A 14,815-nucleotide genomic window follows, 5' to 3' on the forward strand; every position below is an offset into this window, starting at 1 on the left:
GGGCTAGAAGCGCGAAATGTCGCGGGGGATTTTCTTGAAAATAATGCCGTGCTGGGTCATGAATTCGGGCGTGAGCAGGCAGTTATCGGCGTAGATGATGTACTGGCCGGCCCGGGTACGCATGGTGGCCAGGAAGTCGTGGCTTAGGGTGGTGACTTCGTCGGGCGCGTAGTGGAAATAGTAGGCTGTATCGTCGTGCAAGGCCAGGAAGGCAGCGTTGTCGTCGGCCGAGGAGGCCGGCAAGGGCTGCTTGGTTTCGGCGTAGTAGATATACTGGCGCAAGCCCAGTAGGCCGGCCTGCTCGTTCAGCTCGCTGGTTTCGGTGAAAACGGCCGCTCCCAGGGTGTAGTAGTCGAAGCTGCCGCCGGTGCCGGGCTGGCCGGCGTAGCCCTGCATCACGCGCTTGACCCGCTCGGCCGTGATGGTTTCGGCGTAGTCTTCCATTTCCGTCAAGATAAATCGGCGGTTGCCGCCGTCCTGCTGGTTGAGCTTGAGCACGGCGTGGGCCGTGGTACCGCTACCGGCAAAGGAGTCGAGGATAATGGAATTCGTGTCAGTAGCTAACTGAAGAATACGCTCCAAAAGCCTAGTCGGCTTTGGAGTTGGGAAACTGGTTACATCATGAAGTATTCTGTTTGCCTCTTGCTTGGCTTCTTGAGTGTGGCCTACCTCCTGGTATTTCCAGATGGTCTGAGGTACTACGCCCTGCTTGGTTTCTGTTAGAAATCTTTTCAAACGGGGCATATTATCACCTTTAGGTCCGAACCACAATCTGTTGTCAGCTTTCAGCCTTTCCAGTTCTTCAAGTGGCCTGCTCCAGCTTCGTCCCTTGGCGGGATAGAGCACCTTCCCAGACGGGGCAGTAATACCATAATAATCCCTATCACGGTGTTCGGGCCGCGTCAAGTCACTTGAGGTCCATACACCGCGGGAATCATCGTCCAGATTCTTATACCTCTCGTCTTGCTCCTCGGTACGAGTTAGAAGGTTACGCTGCCATTTAGCTTTGTTCTTAGCAAAGCATACAATAAAGTCATGATTCTCAGAGAAATATCTAGCGTCGTTTTGGGGGCTAAACTTCTTTTCCCAAATCAGTGAATTGACAAAGTTGGCGCCCCCAAAAATCTCATCACCGAGCAGCTTTAGATGTGCTTGCTCGTTCTCATCTATTGAAATGAATATAGCCCCATCTTCTGCTAGTAGCTTGTGCAGCAGCTTGAGACGCGGATACATCATGCACAGCCACTTATCGTGACGGGAGAGGTCTTCGCCTTCCTTGCCAACGACTTGGCTTAGCCACTTCTTGATTTTGGGGTCGTTGACGTTGTCGTTGTATACCCAGCCCTCATTGCCTGTATTGTAGGGCGGGTCGATGTAGATGCACTTTACCCGGCCCTCGTACTCGGGTAGCAGCGCTTTCAGGGCTTCGAGGTTGTCGCCGTGGATGATGCGGTTGCCACTGCCGGTAGGCTCGGCCGTCTGGGTACCATCGGCAAGGGCGCCGTACTGGTGGTCAAGAAGTCGGAACGGAACGTCCTGGTGGTGATTGATGACTTTGTCTTTACCAATCCAGTGGAGGGTAGGCATGGGGCAGGCGTAAGGCGAGTAAGCAAGCAAAGCCGCCCGAGACCAGGCGTTGCGCTTTGCAACTGGCGGTAAAAATTGCAGCGGCTAGGGCTGCGGGGTAAAGATGGGCGCTAGGTTGGAAGCTGTTTGCGGCGGCCGTCGAGGTCCTTTTTCATCTTGGCGTTCAGCTTATGCAACTCGTCGTTGAGCAAGGGCCGCAGTTCTCGCGCCCTTTCTTGGTGCGGAAAGTCCTGCGTCGACACCATCGCAAGGCCCGTATTGCCAACCAAGCGGGGTAAGCCTTGCCGGTATTCCGACGACCAGGCCGACAAAGCGTCGCAGGCTAGCTGCAGCTGCTCAAGCACCTCTTCAGGTGCCTTCAGCATGGCCCGCGACAGCAGCGGCGACATCGACTGATAGTACTCGTCGTAGTTCAGCCGGGCTTCAGTGTACCGAATGCCCTCGTGCACCATTTCCAGCAAGCTGGTATATAAGTCCTCTATGGACTTGTAGTGCTGCATCTGTTGTTCCTGCCGGAGCTTCAGCCGCTCGCGACGCCCAGTCAGCTTCCACGTAAGCACGGCTACCCCGGCACCGAACAGCCCCGTTATTACCGCTACTACCAGGGGTACCGCTGTCTTAAATTCTTCTTGGCTCCACATGATGGCCTACGAAGCGGTACCGACTAGCGGAAGCGCATTTGCTTATTGAGGTCGTAGTATTCCAGGAAGATGTCGTAGGCGCTGCCGCCCCGGTTGGCCCAGGCCTGGGTTTTCTCGTAAGCCGACCGCGCCAGCGAAGGTTTGCCTTGCCGGCTATCGGCCCCGATGGTGCCGCCTCCCGCCGGGCGGTCCACGCCGTCGCGCAGCAGCAGGTTTTTCTCGTCGTACACCATTTGGCGCAGGTTCTTGTTTTCTTCGCCGCGCGGCAGTCCCTGCATCAGCAGGCGTCGAATGGCATAGTACAAGTCGTAAGACTCCTGCTGGTTATGCATGTCGCCGGCAAACTCAGCCCCGAAAAGCTGGTCTTCGGCTTCTTCCTCGGGAGTGAAAGCAAAAGCGCCTTGCCGCCCTTCAGCCTCCTGCTGCGCGTCGTCCGACAACTGTTTTAGCCGGGCCAGAAAATCCAGCTCCTGGGCGTCGCTTTCCTGTTTTTCCGAATCGTGCGGACGGTTCTCGTCAAACTCGTCTTCGCTGGGAAGGTCGTAATGGTCTTGCATAAAAAGTTAGGCAATGGGTTGCGTGGTGGGGTGAGAAGTAGGCGCCAGAATGGTGCGTACCTCTTCGCTTTCGGCCGCGAGTGAGGTATCGGGCGTCAGCCAGGGGGCCCGGCTCAGGCCCGCGGCGCACACATCGGACTTGGGCATAAAGCGGCCGTAATACTGCCACCCGGTTTTGTCCTGTCGGTCGCTCAGCTCACGGGCGTAGCGGTGGTAGATGATAGATGGGTGCACGTTGTTCTGCGCCGCGTAGCGCTCCACAAACGACTCTACGTTGATGTAATTCTTGATGTATTCGTACTTCTCGCGGGGCAGCAGCAGTTCGTCGGCAAACTGGTTGGCCTGGTCTTCAATCAAAAACAGGTCTTCCACACCTTCGGTGAGGTGGTATTTGACAACCGCCAGCTTATCGAGGTGGAAAATGACGTGGCCCAACTCGTGCAGCAGCGTGTGCCAGAGCAGCGGATAGCTCTTGAAGTGGTCGGTAATAACGATACATGGCTTCTTGTTGACGATAAACGTCCCGCCCTGCACCGCCGTGCTGGGCAGCGCCTTCTGCATAATCACCGTAACACCGGCCTCGTACAGCGCCCGCATCACTGTAAGCATACCTGCCCGCTCCTGCCGGGTGTAGCGGCGAATCTGGGTTACCAGCTTCTCTACTTGCCGCGGGTCGAACGGATTCGGATTTTCCACGCGCTGGAACTGCTGATAAGCCGACATTATCCAGAAGGCCTTCATCTTGTCCTCCACGCGCGTATTGGACTTCTGAAAGAGTACGGCGGCCATTTCGGTGCCGTACTCATACAAGGAATTCAGCCCGAAGTAGTGCAGTATCCGGTCCCGGATGTGCCCATAGTCCATCGACTCGATAAAGCCGAGTTTGCGCAAGCGCGCAACATCGAAATTCCGCACGATGAAGGACGCTTCTTTCACGCGCTCCACCGTTTTGTAGTCTTCTGCCGGCATTACCGACGCCGCCACCAGCTTCATGACCTGCTCGATGCTCACGTCCAGGAAGTGCGCGAGCTTGAGGGCTGTCAGCACGTCCAGCTTTTGCAAAGCCCCCGTTACTAGCCGCTCATACGAGGTACGCGTCATGCTCAGAATTTCGCTGGCGGCTTTCGTCGACAAACCAAGTTCCTCGCGTCGCCGCTCAATTAAGCTCGCCAATGAAGGGGCATCGGACGACGCCAGCAACTTGAGCACCTCATCCATTAAATCGGATGGGAGGTCGGGGCTATTTGCAAAGTTGTCGCTCATGGGGAAATGCCAATTCTTTTGGCAAATGTAGTTCACTGCACAAAATTGTGCAACTTGATTTTGGGCTATTTTTATCGGGTTTTCGTAATGCGGTGCTTATCTTATCATTAATGACCGCCTCTGCTTTGCCATCTAAGCCTTGGCTGCATACATGCTCCGCAAAACAGGTTTGCTAATGAATCTGTCAATGGGTAGAACCGAAAGCGGATGGAACGGTAGGGTTTGAATTATAGCCCTAAATTCTGCGCTGCATTAAAGCTCACCACGTCATCCAGTCGGGAGTAGCGGTCAATCATGGCATCGGTCTTTTGCTTCGTCTGGTTCTTAATAAATCGGTTTGACTGTCCGCGCAGTACCGAGACCGTGATAAAGGAGACACGCAACGAGTGGGCCGAGTAGTTCTTCTCAGGAATCTTGTGGCCTTCCTCGTCATGGTTCAGGTGTAACTGTACCAGCCCATTTACGCGCAGAGCGGACAAACGCTTTTGGGTGGGTAGCGCCTCGCCCTTCACCTTCCCACGCTTGAGCGATACGAATAATGGCCCAGTGCTGCGGCCCAACTGATGTACCCAGGCGCGCGTGCAGCGCACCGGGCAGAAGCTTGCCGTAGAAGCGTAGAAGACCGCTTTGTCTTCGGCTTCACCGGCTTGGTTGGTTTTGCTTTTGGGCAGGTGCACGATTAGAGCCCGCTCGGTAAACTCCAAGTGCTCCACGTTCAGGGCCACGAGCTCGGAGCGGCGGAAGGCGCCGGCGAAGCCCAGCAGCAGCAGGGCTCGGTCGCGCAGCCCGGCCGTAGTCGTCACATCCAAGCGGCGGATGCTCTCCTTGAGCTCGTCGACGGTAAAGGCCGGCGCCTGCTTCTGACGCTTGCCCAGGGCGCGCGTGATGCCTTCGAGGACCAGCGCCAGTTCGTCCGAGTGTACCGGCGACGGGTAGCCGCGCAGCTGATGATGCTTGTGAATGGCTGCCAAGTGGCGCTTGATGGTCGAGAGCTTGCGCGGGATGTCGGCCAGGTCCGCGGCGTACCGGGCCACGGTGGCCACGTCGGCTGGCAGCGGGCACAAGCCGTTTGTCTCGCAGTACTCGCCGAAGCTTTTCAGGTCGGCCGAGTACGCGAGCACCGTGTTGTCGGCGCCCTCCAGGCCGAGCTTGAGGTAGCGGGCCACGTTGTCGGCCGCGGTGGCGAGTTGCGAGCCGAGGGCCTGTGGCTGGTCAGGGATTCGGGCGAGTTCGGTGCTCATGCGGGTAAAGATAAGTTAGGTATCATAATTAACAGTTATGATACCTAAAGTTTGGAAAAGAACAAGCAACACATGACCGGAGTCCGGTTTAGCTTCGCCAAACTTCGCGTTACATTTACCTACCGCCTTCTCGTTCATCTCAGCTGCTGTATTCTATGGCCAAAAACTACTCGCTGCTTTTTCTACTCCTTATTATATGTACCACAGCGCTGGCCCAGCGGCCCAAGCCAGCCGCTGCTACGTTGCCCCCGGCCGATACCGTTTACTTCGACCGCGACTGGGAGCGTACCGAAACACTGGAGGAAGTGGCCTACGCCCGCATTGCCCGCCACGACGCGGCCGGCAAAACCATCGGCACCGTGCGCGACTACTACTTTCCGTCGTGGAAAAAGCAGTGGGAGGGCAAACTGGCGTCGGAGAATCCGGATAAGCCCACGGGCCTGTGCTGCGGCTGGCACGAGAACGGCCAGGTCAGCTTTCGCGGCACCTATGTGAACGGCGCGCAGCAAGCCGACTTTCGGAGCTGGCACGACGATGGGCGCGAAATCAAGTGCGCTTCCGTCATGCAGGACGCGTTGCCGCTGAGCAACGCCACCATTCACTGCAGCAACTGCATGCACTCCAGCCGGAAGGTGTTCACCGTCGAGCTGCCCGTGGGCACGGTGGGTATTGTCTACAAGCTCGACGTGCGCGACGAAGGCCAACCGCCCATTTCCTGGTCAACGGCGCTGGCGGTGGCCGCCGTGGCCGGCAGTGGCGGCGCGGCCGCCCCGGCGCTGCTGAGCACCGCCGCCACGGCCCTCACCAAGCAGGGCAACAACGCTCCGCCCACAGTCAGCACCAAATGCCATTGGTACATCACCCCCGACGAAAATGCTGCCCAGCAGTTTCTGGCTACCAAAGGCACCATCAGCCGGGACAAGCTTTGCTTTCGGGCGGCGGAAAACACGCCCCAGGAAACACGGCCCATGGCGGTTCCGGCGGGTACCCGCCGGCTGTACGTGTGCGTCAATAACGACAACTACACCACCGATGCTACGGCTACACTGAGCGTAAGCGCCCTGGTTCAGGATTGTAAATAAGCATCAAGAAGCGGTTGAGGCGCCAAGTCAGAGCTCGCAAGGCCGCCACACCGTTACTACTGCAGCCGATGCAGCATGCGTTTCATCTGGCCAATCTCGCGCTTCTGGGCGCTGATGATACTATCAGCCAGGGTACGCACTTCAGGGTCTTTGATAGAGGCGCGCTCACTGACCATGATAGCAATGGAGTGGTGCGGAATCATGGACTGCATAAAGCGCGTGTCATTCACCAACGCCTGCGTGCGTAACATGGCCAATGCACCCGCAAACACAACCACGCAGCCTAAGGCGATTATGCGGTTTTTGGCTTTGTCCGGGTACATATGAGCCATAAAGCCCAGCATGAGCAGGCCCATAGCGGCCACCATGAGCGTGGTCATATAGAAGCGGTTAATGCTGAAGTAGATGTGGTCCCACTCATAGGTGTTTAAGTAAGTGATGAGGTGCATCACAACGAACGAGGCTGCGAGCATCAGGAAAAATTTGGAATAGCTTCCCTTGTTCATGAGCGTAGAAAAGTGAGGTGAAACGGAAGGTGATTGTGCACCACCAAACTGCCCGATACATCGAGCGCTAGTAGTGGGCTAGTAGTGGAACGTCAGCCCGGCGCCCCAGCCGTACTGGTTGTCGTAGTTGGTGCTCAAGGAGGCGTACTTGCTGACCATGTAGCGAAAGCCCAGGGTGAACTCGCGGTCGGTGTTGGCGCTGATGTCCATGAACACGTTATTGCTCAGCGGCAAATCGCGCCGCTCCAGGCGCAGGCGCACCTGGCCGGTCAGGTCCGTGCGCAGCTCGGCGCGCACGAGCATGGGCAGCAGGTAGTACACGCCGACTTCCGCCTGCCGGCGAAAGTTGCGGTTGTTTTCCGGGGTGCGGCGGTTGCCCCCCTCGGCATCTTCGGCTGAACGCAGGGTTTTGTTGTCGCGGAAGTCGTAGCCGACGAAGCCCGCGAGAAACTGCCGCTTGTCGAGGTAGCGCAGCAGGTGGGTTTCGGTTTCGTAGTTGCCCTGGTAATTGACGCGGCCCTCGAATTCGAGCGCGTTACGGTTGTTGGAAAGGTTGCCCTCCAGGTACGCCCCCTGCGAATGCACCGATAAGTCAAACCACGGGTACACGGCGTTGTCCTCCCGCTTGAGCATGTTGTAGTTCTCGCGGGCAAACTCGTTCTGCGGGCTGGCCTCGTAGCTGATGATGCGGGCCATGCCGGCCATCATGTGGTAGAGGATGTGGCAGTGGAAAAACCAGTCCTGCTGCTCGTTGGCGTCAAATTCGATGGTCACCGTGCCCATGGCCGGCACGTCAAAGGTGTGCTTCATGGGCGAGTAGGCGCCCTGGGCGTTGACCAGGCGGAAAAAGTGCCCGTGCAGGTGCAGCGGGTGGCGCATCATGGTCAGGTTGGTGAAGGTCATGCGCACGTTTTCGCCCCGGCGGATGGGGATTTTGTCGGCTTCCGACAAGGTTTTGTTGTCGAACGACCAGACGTAGCGCAGCATGTTGCCGGTGAGCGTGAGCTTGATGTCGCGCCACTGCCGGGTGGAGTCCAGCGTGGTCGGGTTCAGGGCCCGCAGCTGGTTGTAGTTAAAGTCGCCGCCCGCGCCGCCCATGTTCATGCCGCTCATTCCGCTCATGTCCATGCCTGCCATACTACCCATGTCCTGCATGGTGCCCATGCTCTTGCCGCTCTTTTCCTGCATGTTCATGGGCCGGTTTTGGGGAGAGGGGGCCGTGCTGGCGGGCATGGTTCCGTTTTTCATATCCATCCCTTTCAGGGTAGGGTCCGCGGCCTGCGTGGATTGCCGGCCGGCCGGCATGTTCATGCCTTTCATCTCCCCACTGCCCCCTTTCATGTCCATCCCCTTCATCCCGCCGCCGTTGGGGTCCATCTGGCCGTTGCCGCCCATGTCCATTCCGGTCATGCTGCCCATGCTGCCCATTTCCCGCATCATCTGGAAGTAATTGATGCGGGGTAGGTCGGGGGCTTTCAGCGGCTCGCCCGCGCCGAAGTAGCTAGAGGAGTAGCCCGTGATGTCGTTGGCCGTGGCCCGCAGCTCGGCCGCGCCCGCGGCCGGTACCTGCACCAGCAGGTCGTAGGTCTCGGCCGTGGCAATTTCCAGCTTCGACACCGGAAAGGGCTCTACGTTGATGCCGTCGGCGGCGATGACCTGCATGGGCCCGCCGGCGTACTGCAGGTAGAAGTAGGACGAGGCGCTGCCGTTGATGACGCGCAGGCGCACCACTTCCCCGGGCTTGGCGTCGGGGTAGTAGCTCTGCTCGCGGCCGTTGGTGAGAAACTTGTTGTAGTAGATGTCCGTCAGGTCCATGGCCGGCATGCGGCCCCACTCCTGCCGGACCTTGTCCTTGAAGTAGCCGGCGGCAATGGCCTCGCCGTAGCTCTGGGTGGCGCCCTTCTGCACGGCAAACCATTCGCCGGCCCGCTTGAGGTAGCGCAGCACTTCCTTGGGCGGGTGGTCGGTCCAGTCGGAGAGCACCAGCACGTACTCCTTCAGCTCGTACTTCACTTGCCTGGGCTGAATGACGATGGAGCCGTAGAGTCCGTTCTGCTCCTGTAGCATGGTGTGCGAGTGGTACCAGTAGGTACCGCTCTGAATCAGGGGAAACGTGAAGGTGTGGGTGCCGCCGGGCTCGATGGGGGCCGTGTTGAGGTAGGGCACCCCGTCCTGGTCGTTGGGCAGCAGCAGGCCGTGCCAGTGGATGCTGGTTTCGACGCTCATCTGGTTGTGCACCCGGATGACGGCCGTGTCGCCTTCCGTGAAGCGCAGCGTGGGGGCCGGAATCTGGCCGTTGATGGCAATGGCCAGCCGGGTGCGGCCCGTGAAGTTGACCTTGCGCTCGTCCACGTACAGGTCGTACTCGACGCGGTGGCCGGCGTGGGTGGTGCGGGGCGCCACCACGTGGCCGCGCAGCTCCGCGTCCGGGGGCGCCGAGGCCGTCGCGTTGGCGTCTTTTCCCTTGGGCATGGCCTGGTGCTGCGGCGTCTGGGCCGCCAGCGGCAGCGTGGCCAGCCACCAGAGGAACAGGGCGACGACTCGCCCCACTACGCTAGTGCTTCTCATTCTTGTTCGCATGCTGGGGGGTATTGCGGGCCGGGTTGTTGTCTTCAAAGCGGTACTTATCCAGCGGACTGGCGGGCATGTCCATGCCCGGCATCGTGCCGGTTGCGGGCATCGGCATTCCCTTCTCCATGCCGGGCATGTTGCGCATGTCGCCCATCGCAGGCGCGGCCGGCTTTGCGTGCGTGGCCGCCGGGGCCTGCATCCCGGGCATGTTGCCCATGCCGCTCATGTCGTCCATGCTGCCGGTGGTGGGGCTGGCCTTGGCTGGGCTTTTCCTCCCGGAGGATGGCCGCCGCATGCCGGGCATGTTGTCCATTCCCGGCATGGCGCCCATGGGTTGTTGGCCGGCTGCCCCGCCCATCTCCATGCCCGGGGCCATGCGTGACGGACCCTTGGCGGCGGGCATGTTCATGCCCGGCATGGCTGCTGGGCGGGTGGCAGCCCGCGGCATATCGCTGGGCTGGGTACCGGACATATCCATGGTGCCCATTTCGTTGCCGGCCGAAGCCGGGGTGTTGCCGCGGTCGGGGGTGGCCTGGCCCCGCATGTCCATGCCGGGCATTTCGGGTGCGTTGGTTGCCGCGGACGGGCTGGTCTGGGCGGTGGCAGTTGGGGAAGCAGCATTGCCCGGGTGCTCATCCGCGCCCATCTCCATGCCGGGCATGGCGCTTCCCCCGCCGTGGCCATGACTGTTGTCGAGCAGCCGCCCCTGGGGCCCAACTCCTTCCACGTACACGAGCTGCGCGCCCCGGTGCCCGGCCACGGAGAGCACGCCCGCCGTGGCCACTGCCGCCACCAGCACCAGGATTTCGTAGGGCCGGCCCTGCACCTTGAAAAACACGCCGATGCCCGCCAGCAGCAGGGTGATACCCGAGAGCCACAGGGTGTAGACCGCAAACTTCTCGTGGGCCTCGAACACGGCCGCCGCCCGGGGCGCCAGCCCCAGGGGCATGGCGTGGAACACCGTGCTGGCGGCCACGGCTCCGAGAAAGCCGCCGGCCAGTACCCCGATGGTAATCCACCTGACCGGGGGCCAGTCCCGGTACACGCGCAATGCCTGCAAGGCGGCGCCGAGCAGGAGCAGTACGATGGGCAAGTGCACCACCAGCGGGTGCAGGTTGGGGAAATCTGAAAACATAGCGGCGGGTGCGAATCGGCGGGCGGAAGCGCCAACAGCGCCGAATTCCTTCTTCTGGAACGCGGCGGGCTGAGGGTTTCCCGATAGCAAGGGCCCTGCCCGCTTCGGTGCCGAGGCAGCGGAGCCGGCAGATTACGGGCCGTACGGTGCTCTACGCGCGCCGGCTGCTGAAATGTTTGCTGCGATTACGCGCGGGGCCTACATAATTTCCATGGTCCAGCGCGCCGGCAAGGGGCACCAACAAAAACGCCCGGCGGGGCCGGGCGTTTCGCAGGAATGGAAGGCGAAACCTACGCGGCCTCAATCTTGAAGCCGGCCTGTTCGACGGCTTGCACCACTTGCTCCGCGGTGAGCTTGTCGGTGGTGACGGTCAAAATCTTGTCGGGGTTGGCCGTGTCCACCTGCCAGTTGCCGGCGCCGGCTTCCTGGTTCAGGGTGGGGGTTACGGCTTTGATGCAGCCGCCGCAGTTGATATTGGTCTTAAACTGAAGGGTTTTCATGGGAGTGACACTTAGGTGAGCCGACTGGGTCGGGTTCAGGTGTAGAACGCACAAAGCTAGACCTACGTGCGCCGCTAGGGGTACAGGATTGTGCTTGGCGCTTACATGATTTGAAGCGAAAGAAGGTAAGTGCAGCATGGGAATTATGGCATTATATTCTGGTTCAGTTAAATCCTTTCGCTCCGTATATTTCGCCCTCACGCGCAATAATACCAGCCCTATGCACTTCCCTCATCGTGATTTGGAGCCTATATGTTACGAACCTGCGCACATCGCAGCAGTACAGGAGGCGTTACGGCAAGGACTTGAAAAATTCTTTCCTCTATACACTGCTGGTATAGAAACGCAGAAAGGGCACTCTTCTGGTTATGAGTCTTTTGCGTCGCACGACTATTTCAAAGTGCGGGAAAGCCGCCGTCCAGAAAAAAACGGGGTTGAGGCGGGAGTAGTGCTTACCACGCGTGCCAACTCGGCAATAGAAGAGTTTGAGGACGACCGAGCTGACTACGAACAGTTGCTGAGTGAAGAGATGTTGGAATTGAGCGGTGAGGATGTGCCCTCATTCAAGGCAACTGCCTTACGCAACCAGTGTCCCATCATTCGCAAAACGTTACAAAATAAGAAGGCTAAGAAACTGGACCGCTACCGACAGGATTTCAGCTACGCCAGTCCATCAGATTTGTACACAGTGGTGAACAATGTGGCGCTCTTTGGGCGCGAATATGCCGTCGACTACCAGAAGGGTAGGTTTTTAAAAATAAACACATTATCAGCGCTCAGTTTCGATGAACTCGATACGGAGGATTACACAGTCTTCGGCGTCATCGGAGGAGGCATCAAAAGCCATTTTCTCTATAAACTCTATCCGCATATTTTTCCTTACCGTAGCCAAGATGCAATTTGGGCATTGTGGTTTTTGACTGATAAAGCCACGTTCGGTTGTCGTCAGGACTCAGAGTTTCTGATGATTAGTGAGAAGGAAGGAACAACCCAGCAGAACTTCTACTATCCGTACGCCCTGTTCTCGCTTTACGCACTCAACCTTTCCCGCCAGTTGCAAGCAAAGTGGGAACAGGCTGGTGCTGCTTTCCCTGAACAGTACCGCTTCGTATTGTTGCATGACTTTTTGAGCTTCGTGGCCCGGTGCCACGATGCAGATATTAACGTGTTAAAGCAAGCCGAAGCGTTTGCCTACGGCGATGCTTACTAACGCACAGGAACTGCTGCGGCAGCATTTTCCGCTTTTGAATGGCAAGACCCTGAAGCCATTCCAGGAGCGAGTTATCACCCACGTAGTTGAGGATGGCTCTACGGTCGCAGTGATGCCAACTGGTGGCGGCAAATCGTGGATATACTGGGTTGCTGGCAAAGCCCGAGGCGGCACCACGGTAGTGATTGCTCCGCTGGTGGCCTTAATGGATGAACAGGCCGCCAAACTCACGGAACAGGGTTGTCGTGTGCTCACTATTCACGCTAGTGTGCCAGCATCCGAGCAAGTGAGCCGACTCACCGCTTTTGGTACTGGGCAAGAAACCCCAGATTTTCTATTCCTAAGCCCGGAGCGCGTCGCAATTGATGGTTATTTGGCTCATTGCCTACGGGCTCGGCGAGATGCCGTGCGACTCGTGGTGGTAGACGAAGCGCACTGTATTAGTCAATGGGGTTTTGACTTTCGACCATTCTATCAACGCATTCCACAATTTCTGGACGATGTATTCGGGGCAGAGAAATGGCCACCCATCCTTGGATTGACGGCTACTATCAACCCGCGTGAGTTGGGTGACATCCTTACCGATTTTAGAATTGATGCCGAGCACGTGCTTCGTGACCGCTCCCTGCTCCGTCATGACCTTCGTCTACATGTAGAACGCTTTACCTCGGAGGAAAAGAAGGAAGAACGACTCTGGGAATTACTAACTTCTCAGCCACCTCAAACTAAAACGCTGGTTTACCTCTACCGCAAATACAACAAAAGGGGCGTAGAGGATTTGGCTGTTCGTGCTCAGGAGCGAGGCTTGAACGCAACTCACTTTCATGGAGACATGTCGGCAGCGGAACGCCAAAATGCGCTTCATGATTTGCGCTCAGGAAACACAACGGTGGTGTTTGCTACCAATGCTTTCGGGATGGGCATCGACATACCGGACATCCGCACGGTTATTCATTTTATGATGCCGGAGTCCGTGGAGCAATATTATCAGGAAGTTGGCCGTGGCGGTCGTGACCATCAGGGAGCCGACTGCTGGCTGTTGTACTCCAAGAAGAACGTGCAGGTACGCCGTGACACGTTCATTGATAAATCGTTTCCAAAAGCCGAGGAGTTGGCGCACTTGTATCACAAACTCGCCAGCGGTAAAACTACTCTACAAACGTGGGTGCCCTTCGCGGATGACGAAGTGCTGGAAGCACTGCCATTCTTTTTGGAAGCTGGTCTTGTTTCGCTTGAGGCGAAAGGATTTAATCGGCTGGATGCTATTCAAGTAGCAGCAGGTAGCGAGGTGCACCGTTTGCAAAAGATTACGCCTTTAGGGACTGCCGTAGTCACTCTTAATCGTAGTCCACAACTCACTCCTGCTCAGTTCTTCTCCTTGTTTTACGAGGCACTACGTACGGGAGCAGGCCGTTTGGCGAAGGGGCGCACGTTAGATAAATGCTTATTGATAAGAGCTGGCACGGAAGCACTCAGCACCACTGCTGCCGAGCAGATTGAAGCAGCCATTGCCGAGAAGCGTGCATACAAGCACAACTTATTGGACCAATTGCTACATGTACTGGATTCCAGTGCCACTTCAGAGGGACTGCATGGTGCCGTGGGCGACTACCTGAAAGTGAGCCCAGCTGGGGCCAGCCCTGTGCTTCGCACCTTGCGTGGCGAATGGGTGCGTTCCAAATCCGAGGTCATCATTGCCAATCTACTTCATAAAAACGGTGCCGACTATGCGTATGAACGGCCGATATACCAGAATGGCAAATACCTGCTCCTGCCAGACTTCACCGTGACAACGCAAACAGGCACCTACTACTGGGAGCACCTTGGTTTACTTGACGACCCAGAGTATGCCCGCCGTTGGGCCATCAAGCAGAACCACTATAAGCGGGATTTCCCAGGATATTTAATAACGACAGAAGAGAATGCTTCGCTGAGTCAGCAGGCGCAACACCTCATCGATAAAATTTTGGGTAACTAGTCATAATGTAAAAAGGCAGTCTAACAGTAGTTAGACCGCCTTTTTAAAATAAGCTAAAACTTGTTATGCCGTAACGCTCATGCCCTGGCGGCAGGCCTCTTCGCAGCGGCGGCAGGCTTCGGCGCACTCGCGGCAATGCTCCATGTGGGCGGCGTGCTTTTCGCACTCGTCGCCGCAGGCTTTGCAGACCTCGGCGCACTCGCGCAGCAGGTGCTGGGCGTGCTCGGAGCCGCGGGCCAGCAGGCGGGCCGTGAGGGCACAGATGTCGGCGCAGTCGCGGTCGAGCTGAATACAGCGGGCCATCATCTGCACGTTCGGCTCCTGCAGGCAGGCCGAGGCGCAGTGTTCGCACGAGGCGATGCAGGCATTGAGGGCGGCCAGGAGGCTTTGGTTTTGTGCGTGCATGGGAACGGAGGGTTAAGTGAAAGATGCTACCCTGGCTGTACTCGGCCCCGGAGTCGCTGGTTTTGCACGATTGCCCGGGATGCCCTGCATAATTCAACTGTTCCTTTATTTACTGCCAGACCGGCTACTGCTTACCCGG

Annotated in this window: 13 protein-coding genes; 3 read left to right on the top strand and 10 right to left on the bottom strand. The window is 57.9% G+C overall.

The window, feature by feature from the left end; translation table 11 throughout:
• Positions 1-3 precede the first annotated feature (3 nt).
• The 5 genes from LJ737_RS23370 to LJ737_RS23390 all read right to left on the bottom strand — a co-directional run bounded on the left by LJ737_RS23370 (position 4) and on the right by LJ737_RS23390 (position 5,289).
• Positions 4-1,587, bottom strand: coding sequence for a site-specific DNA-methyltransferase (locus LJ737_RS23370; protein ID WP_227769191.1), 1,584 nt, complete (start codon positions 1,585-1,587; stop codon positions 4-6).
• Positions 1,588-1,697: 110 nt separating this feature from the next.
• Entirely contained in the window at positions 1,698-2,228 is a 531-nt protein-coding gene (locus tag LJ737_RS23375) for a hypothetical protein (protein WP_227769192.1), read from the bottom strand.
• A gap of 23 nt (positions 2,229-2,251) precedes the next feature.
• On the bottom strand, positions 2,252-2,785 hold the full coding sequence (locus LJ737_RS23380) for a hypothetical protein (RefSeq protein ID WP_227769193.1): 534 nt from the start codon (positions 2,783-2,785) through the stop codon (positions 2,252-2,254).
• Positions 2,786-2,791: 6 nt separating this feature from the next.
• Complete coding sequence (locus LJ737_RS23385) at positions 2,792-4,048, bottom strand: ImmA/IrrE family metallo-endopeptidase (RefSeq protein ID WP_126696185.1); 1,257 nt, start codon at positions 4,046-4,048, stop codon at positions 2,792-2,794.
• Between the two features lie 227 nt (positions 4,049-4,275).
• The gene (locus LJ737_RS23390) at positions 4,276-5,289 is read right to left on the bottom strand and encodes a tyrosine-type recombinase/integrase (RefSeq protein WP_227769195.1); all 1,014 of its coding nucleotides are present in this window, start codon (positions 5,287-5,289) and stop codon (positions 4,276-4,278) included.
• A gap of 155 nt (positions 5,290-5,444) precedes the next feature.
• Here LJ737_RS23390 and LJ737_RS23395 point away from each other — a divergent pair, with 155 nt between their 5' ends.
• On the top strand, positions 5,445-6,371 hold the full coding sequence (locus tag LJ737_RS23395; RefSeq protein WP_227769196.1) for a toxin-antitoxin system YwqK family antitoxin: 927 nt from the start codon (positions 5,445-5,447) through the stop codon (positions 6,369-6,371).
• A gap of 56 nt (positions 6,372-6,427) precedes the next feature.
• On the opposite strand, the gene LJ737_RS23400 is transcribed toward LJ737_RS23395, so the two are convergent.
• The 4 genes from LJ737_RS23400 to LJ737_RS23415 form a co-directional block, all read right to left on the bottom strand.
• Positions 6,428-6,877, bottom strand: a complete 450-nt coding sequence (locus LJ737_RS23400) for a DUF305 domain-containing protein (protein ID WP_227769197.1) — start codon at positions 6,875-6,877, stop codon at positions 6,428-6,430.
• A gap of 78 nt (positions 6,878-6,955) precedes the next feature.
• Positions 6,956-9,445 carry a multicopper oxidase domain-containing protein gene (locus LJ737_RS23405; protein WP_227769198.1) on the bottom strand — a complete coding sequence of 830 codons (2,490 nt, stop codon included), beginning with the start codon at positions 9,443-9,445 and terminating at the stop codon, positions 6,956-6,958.
• Positions 9,432-10,583: a DUF2231 domain-containing protein gene (locus LJ737_RS23410; protein ID WP_227769199.1), complete on the bottom strand. Its 1,152-nt coding sequence runs from the start codon at positions 10,581-10,583 to the stop codon at positions 9,432-9,434. The genes LJ737_RS23405 and LJ737_RS23410 overlap by 14 nt, the downstream gene beginning before the upstream one ends.
• 290 nt (positions 10,584-10,873) lie before the next feature.
• Positions 10,874-11,083, bottom strand: a complete 210-nt coding sequence (locus LJ737_RS23415) for a heavy-metal-associated domain-containing protein (RefSeq protein ID WP_110980459.1) — start codon at positions 11,081-11,083, stop codon at positions 10,874-10,876.
• A 220-nt stretch (positions 11,084-11,303) separates the two neighbouring features.
• Here LJ737_RS23415 and LJ737_RS23420 point away from each other — a divergent pair, with 220 nt between their 5' ends.
• Together LJ737_RS23420 and LJ737_RS23425 are read left to right on the top strand one after the other, a co-directional pair.
• The gene (locus tag LJ737_RS23420; protein WP_227769200.1) at positions 11,304-12,293 is read left to right on the top strand and encodes a hypothetical protein; all 990 of its coding nucleotides are present in this window, start codon (positions 11,304-11,306) and stop codon (positions 12,291-12,293) included.
• Positions 12,283-14,271 carry a RecQ family ATP-dependent DNA helicase gene (locus LJ737_RS23425; protein WP_227769201.1) on the top strand — a complete coding sequence of 663 codons (1,989 nt, stop codon included), beginning with the start codon at positions 12,283-12,285 and terminating at the stop codon, positions 14,269-14,271. Before LJ737_RS23420 ends, LJ737_RS23425 begins: the two co-directional genes overlap by 11 nt.
• 63 nt (positions 14,272-14,334) lie before the next feature.
• Here the strand turns inward: LJ737_RS23425 and LJ737_RS23430 are convergent, their stop codons facing one another.
• Positions 14,335-14,676, bottom strand: coding sequence for a four-helix bundle copper-binding protein (locus LJ737_RS23430; RefSeq protein ID WP_227769202.1), 342 nt, complete (start codon positions 14,674-14,676; stop codon positions 14,335-14,337).
• Positions 14,677-14,815 lie beyond the last annotated feature (139 nt).

The organism is Hymenobacter sp. 15J16-1T3B, assembly GCF_020711235.1.
In the GTDB taxonomy this organism is placed as follows: domain Bacteria; phylum Bacteroidota; class Bacteroidia; order Cytophagales; family Hymenobacteraceae; genus Solirubrum.

Coding starts and splice junctions, on each gene's coding strand:
- LJ737_RS23370 (WP_227769191.1), bottom strand. CDS start 1,587: ATGCCTACCCTCCACTGGATTGGTAAAGACAAAGTCATCAATCACCAC.
- LJ737_RS23375 (WP_227769192.1), bottom strand. CDS start 2,228: ATGTGGAGCCAAGAAGAATTTAAGACAGCGGTACCCCTGGTAGTAGCG.
- LJ737_RS23380 (WP_227769193.1), bottom strand. CDS start 2,785: ATGCAAGACCATTACGACCTTCCCAGCGAAGACGAGTTTGACGAGAAC.
- LJ737_RS23385 (WP_126696185.1), bottom strand. CDS start 4,048: ATGAGCGACAACTTTGCAAATAGCCCCGACCTCCCATCCGATTTAATG.
- LJ737_RS23390 (WP_227769195.1), bottom strand. CDS start 5,289: ATGAGCACCGAACTCGCCCGAATCCCTGACCAGCCACAGGCCCTCGGC.
- LJ737_RS23395 (WP_227769196.1), top strand. CDS start 5,445: ATGGCCAAAAACTACTCGCTGCTTTTTCTACTCCTTATTATATGTACC.
- LJ737_RS23400 (WP_227769197.1), bottom strand. CDS start 6,877: ATGAACAAGGGAAGCTATTCCAAATTTTTCCTGATGCTCGCAGCCTCG.
- LJ737_RS23405 (WP_227769198.1), bottom strand. CDS start 9,445: ATGAGAAGCACTAGCGTAGTGGGGCGAGTCGTCGCCCTGTTCCTCTGG.
- LJ737_RS23410 (WP_227769199.1), bottom strand. CDS start 10,583: ATGTTTTCAGATTTCCCCAACCTGCACCCGCTGGTGGTGCACTTGCCC.
- LJ737_RS23415 (WP_110980459.1), bottom strand. CDS start 11,083: ATGAAAACCCTTCAGTTTAAGACCAATATCAACTGCGGCGGCTGCATC.
- LJ737_RS23420 (WP_227769200.1), top strand. CDS start 11,304: ATGCACTTCCCTCATCGTGATTTGGAGCCTATATGTTACGAACCTGCG.
- LJ737_RS23425 (WP_227769201.1), top strand. CDS start 12,283: ATGCTTACTAACGCACAGGAACTGCTGCGGCAGCATTTTCCGCTTTTG.
- LJ737_RS23430 (WP_227769202.1), bottom strand. CDS start 14,676: ATGCACGCACAAAACCAAAGCCTCCTGGCCGCCCTCAATGCCTGCATC.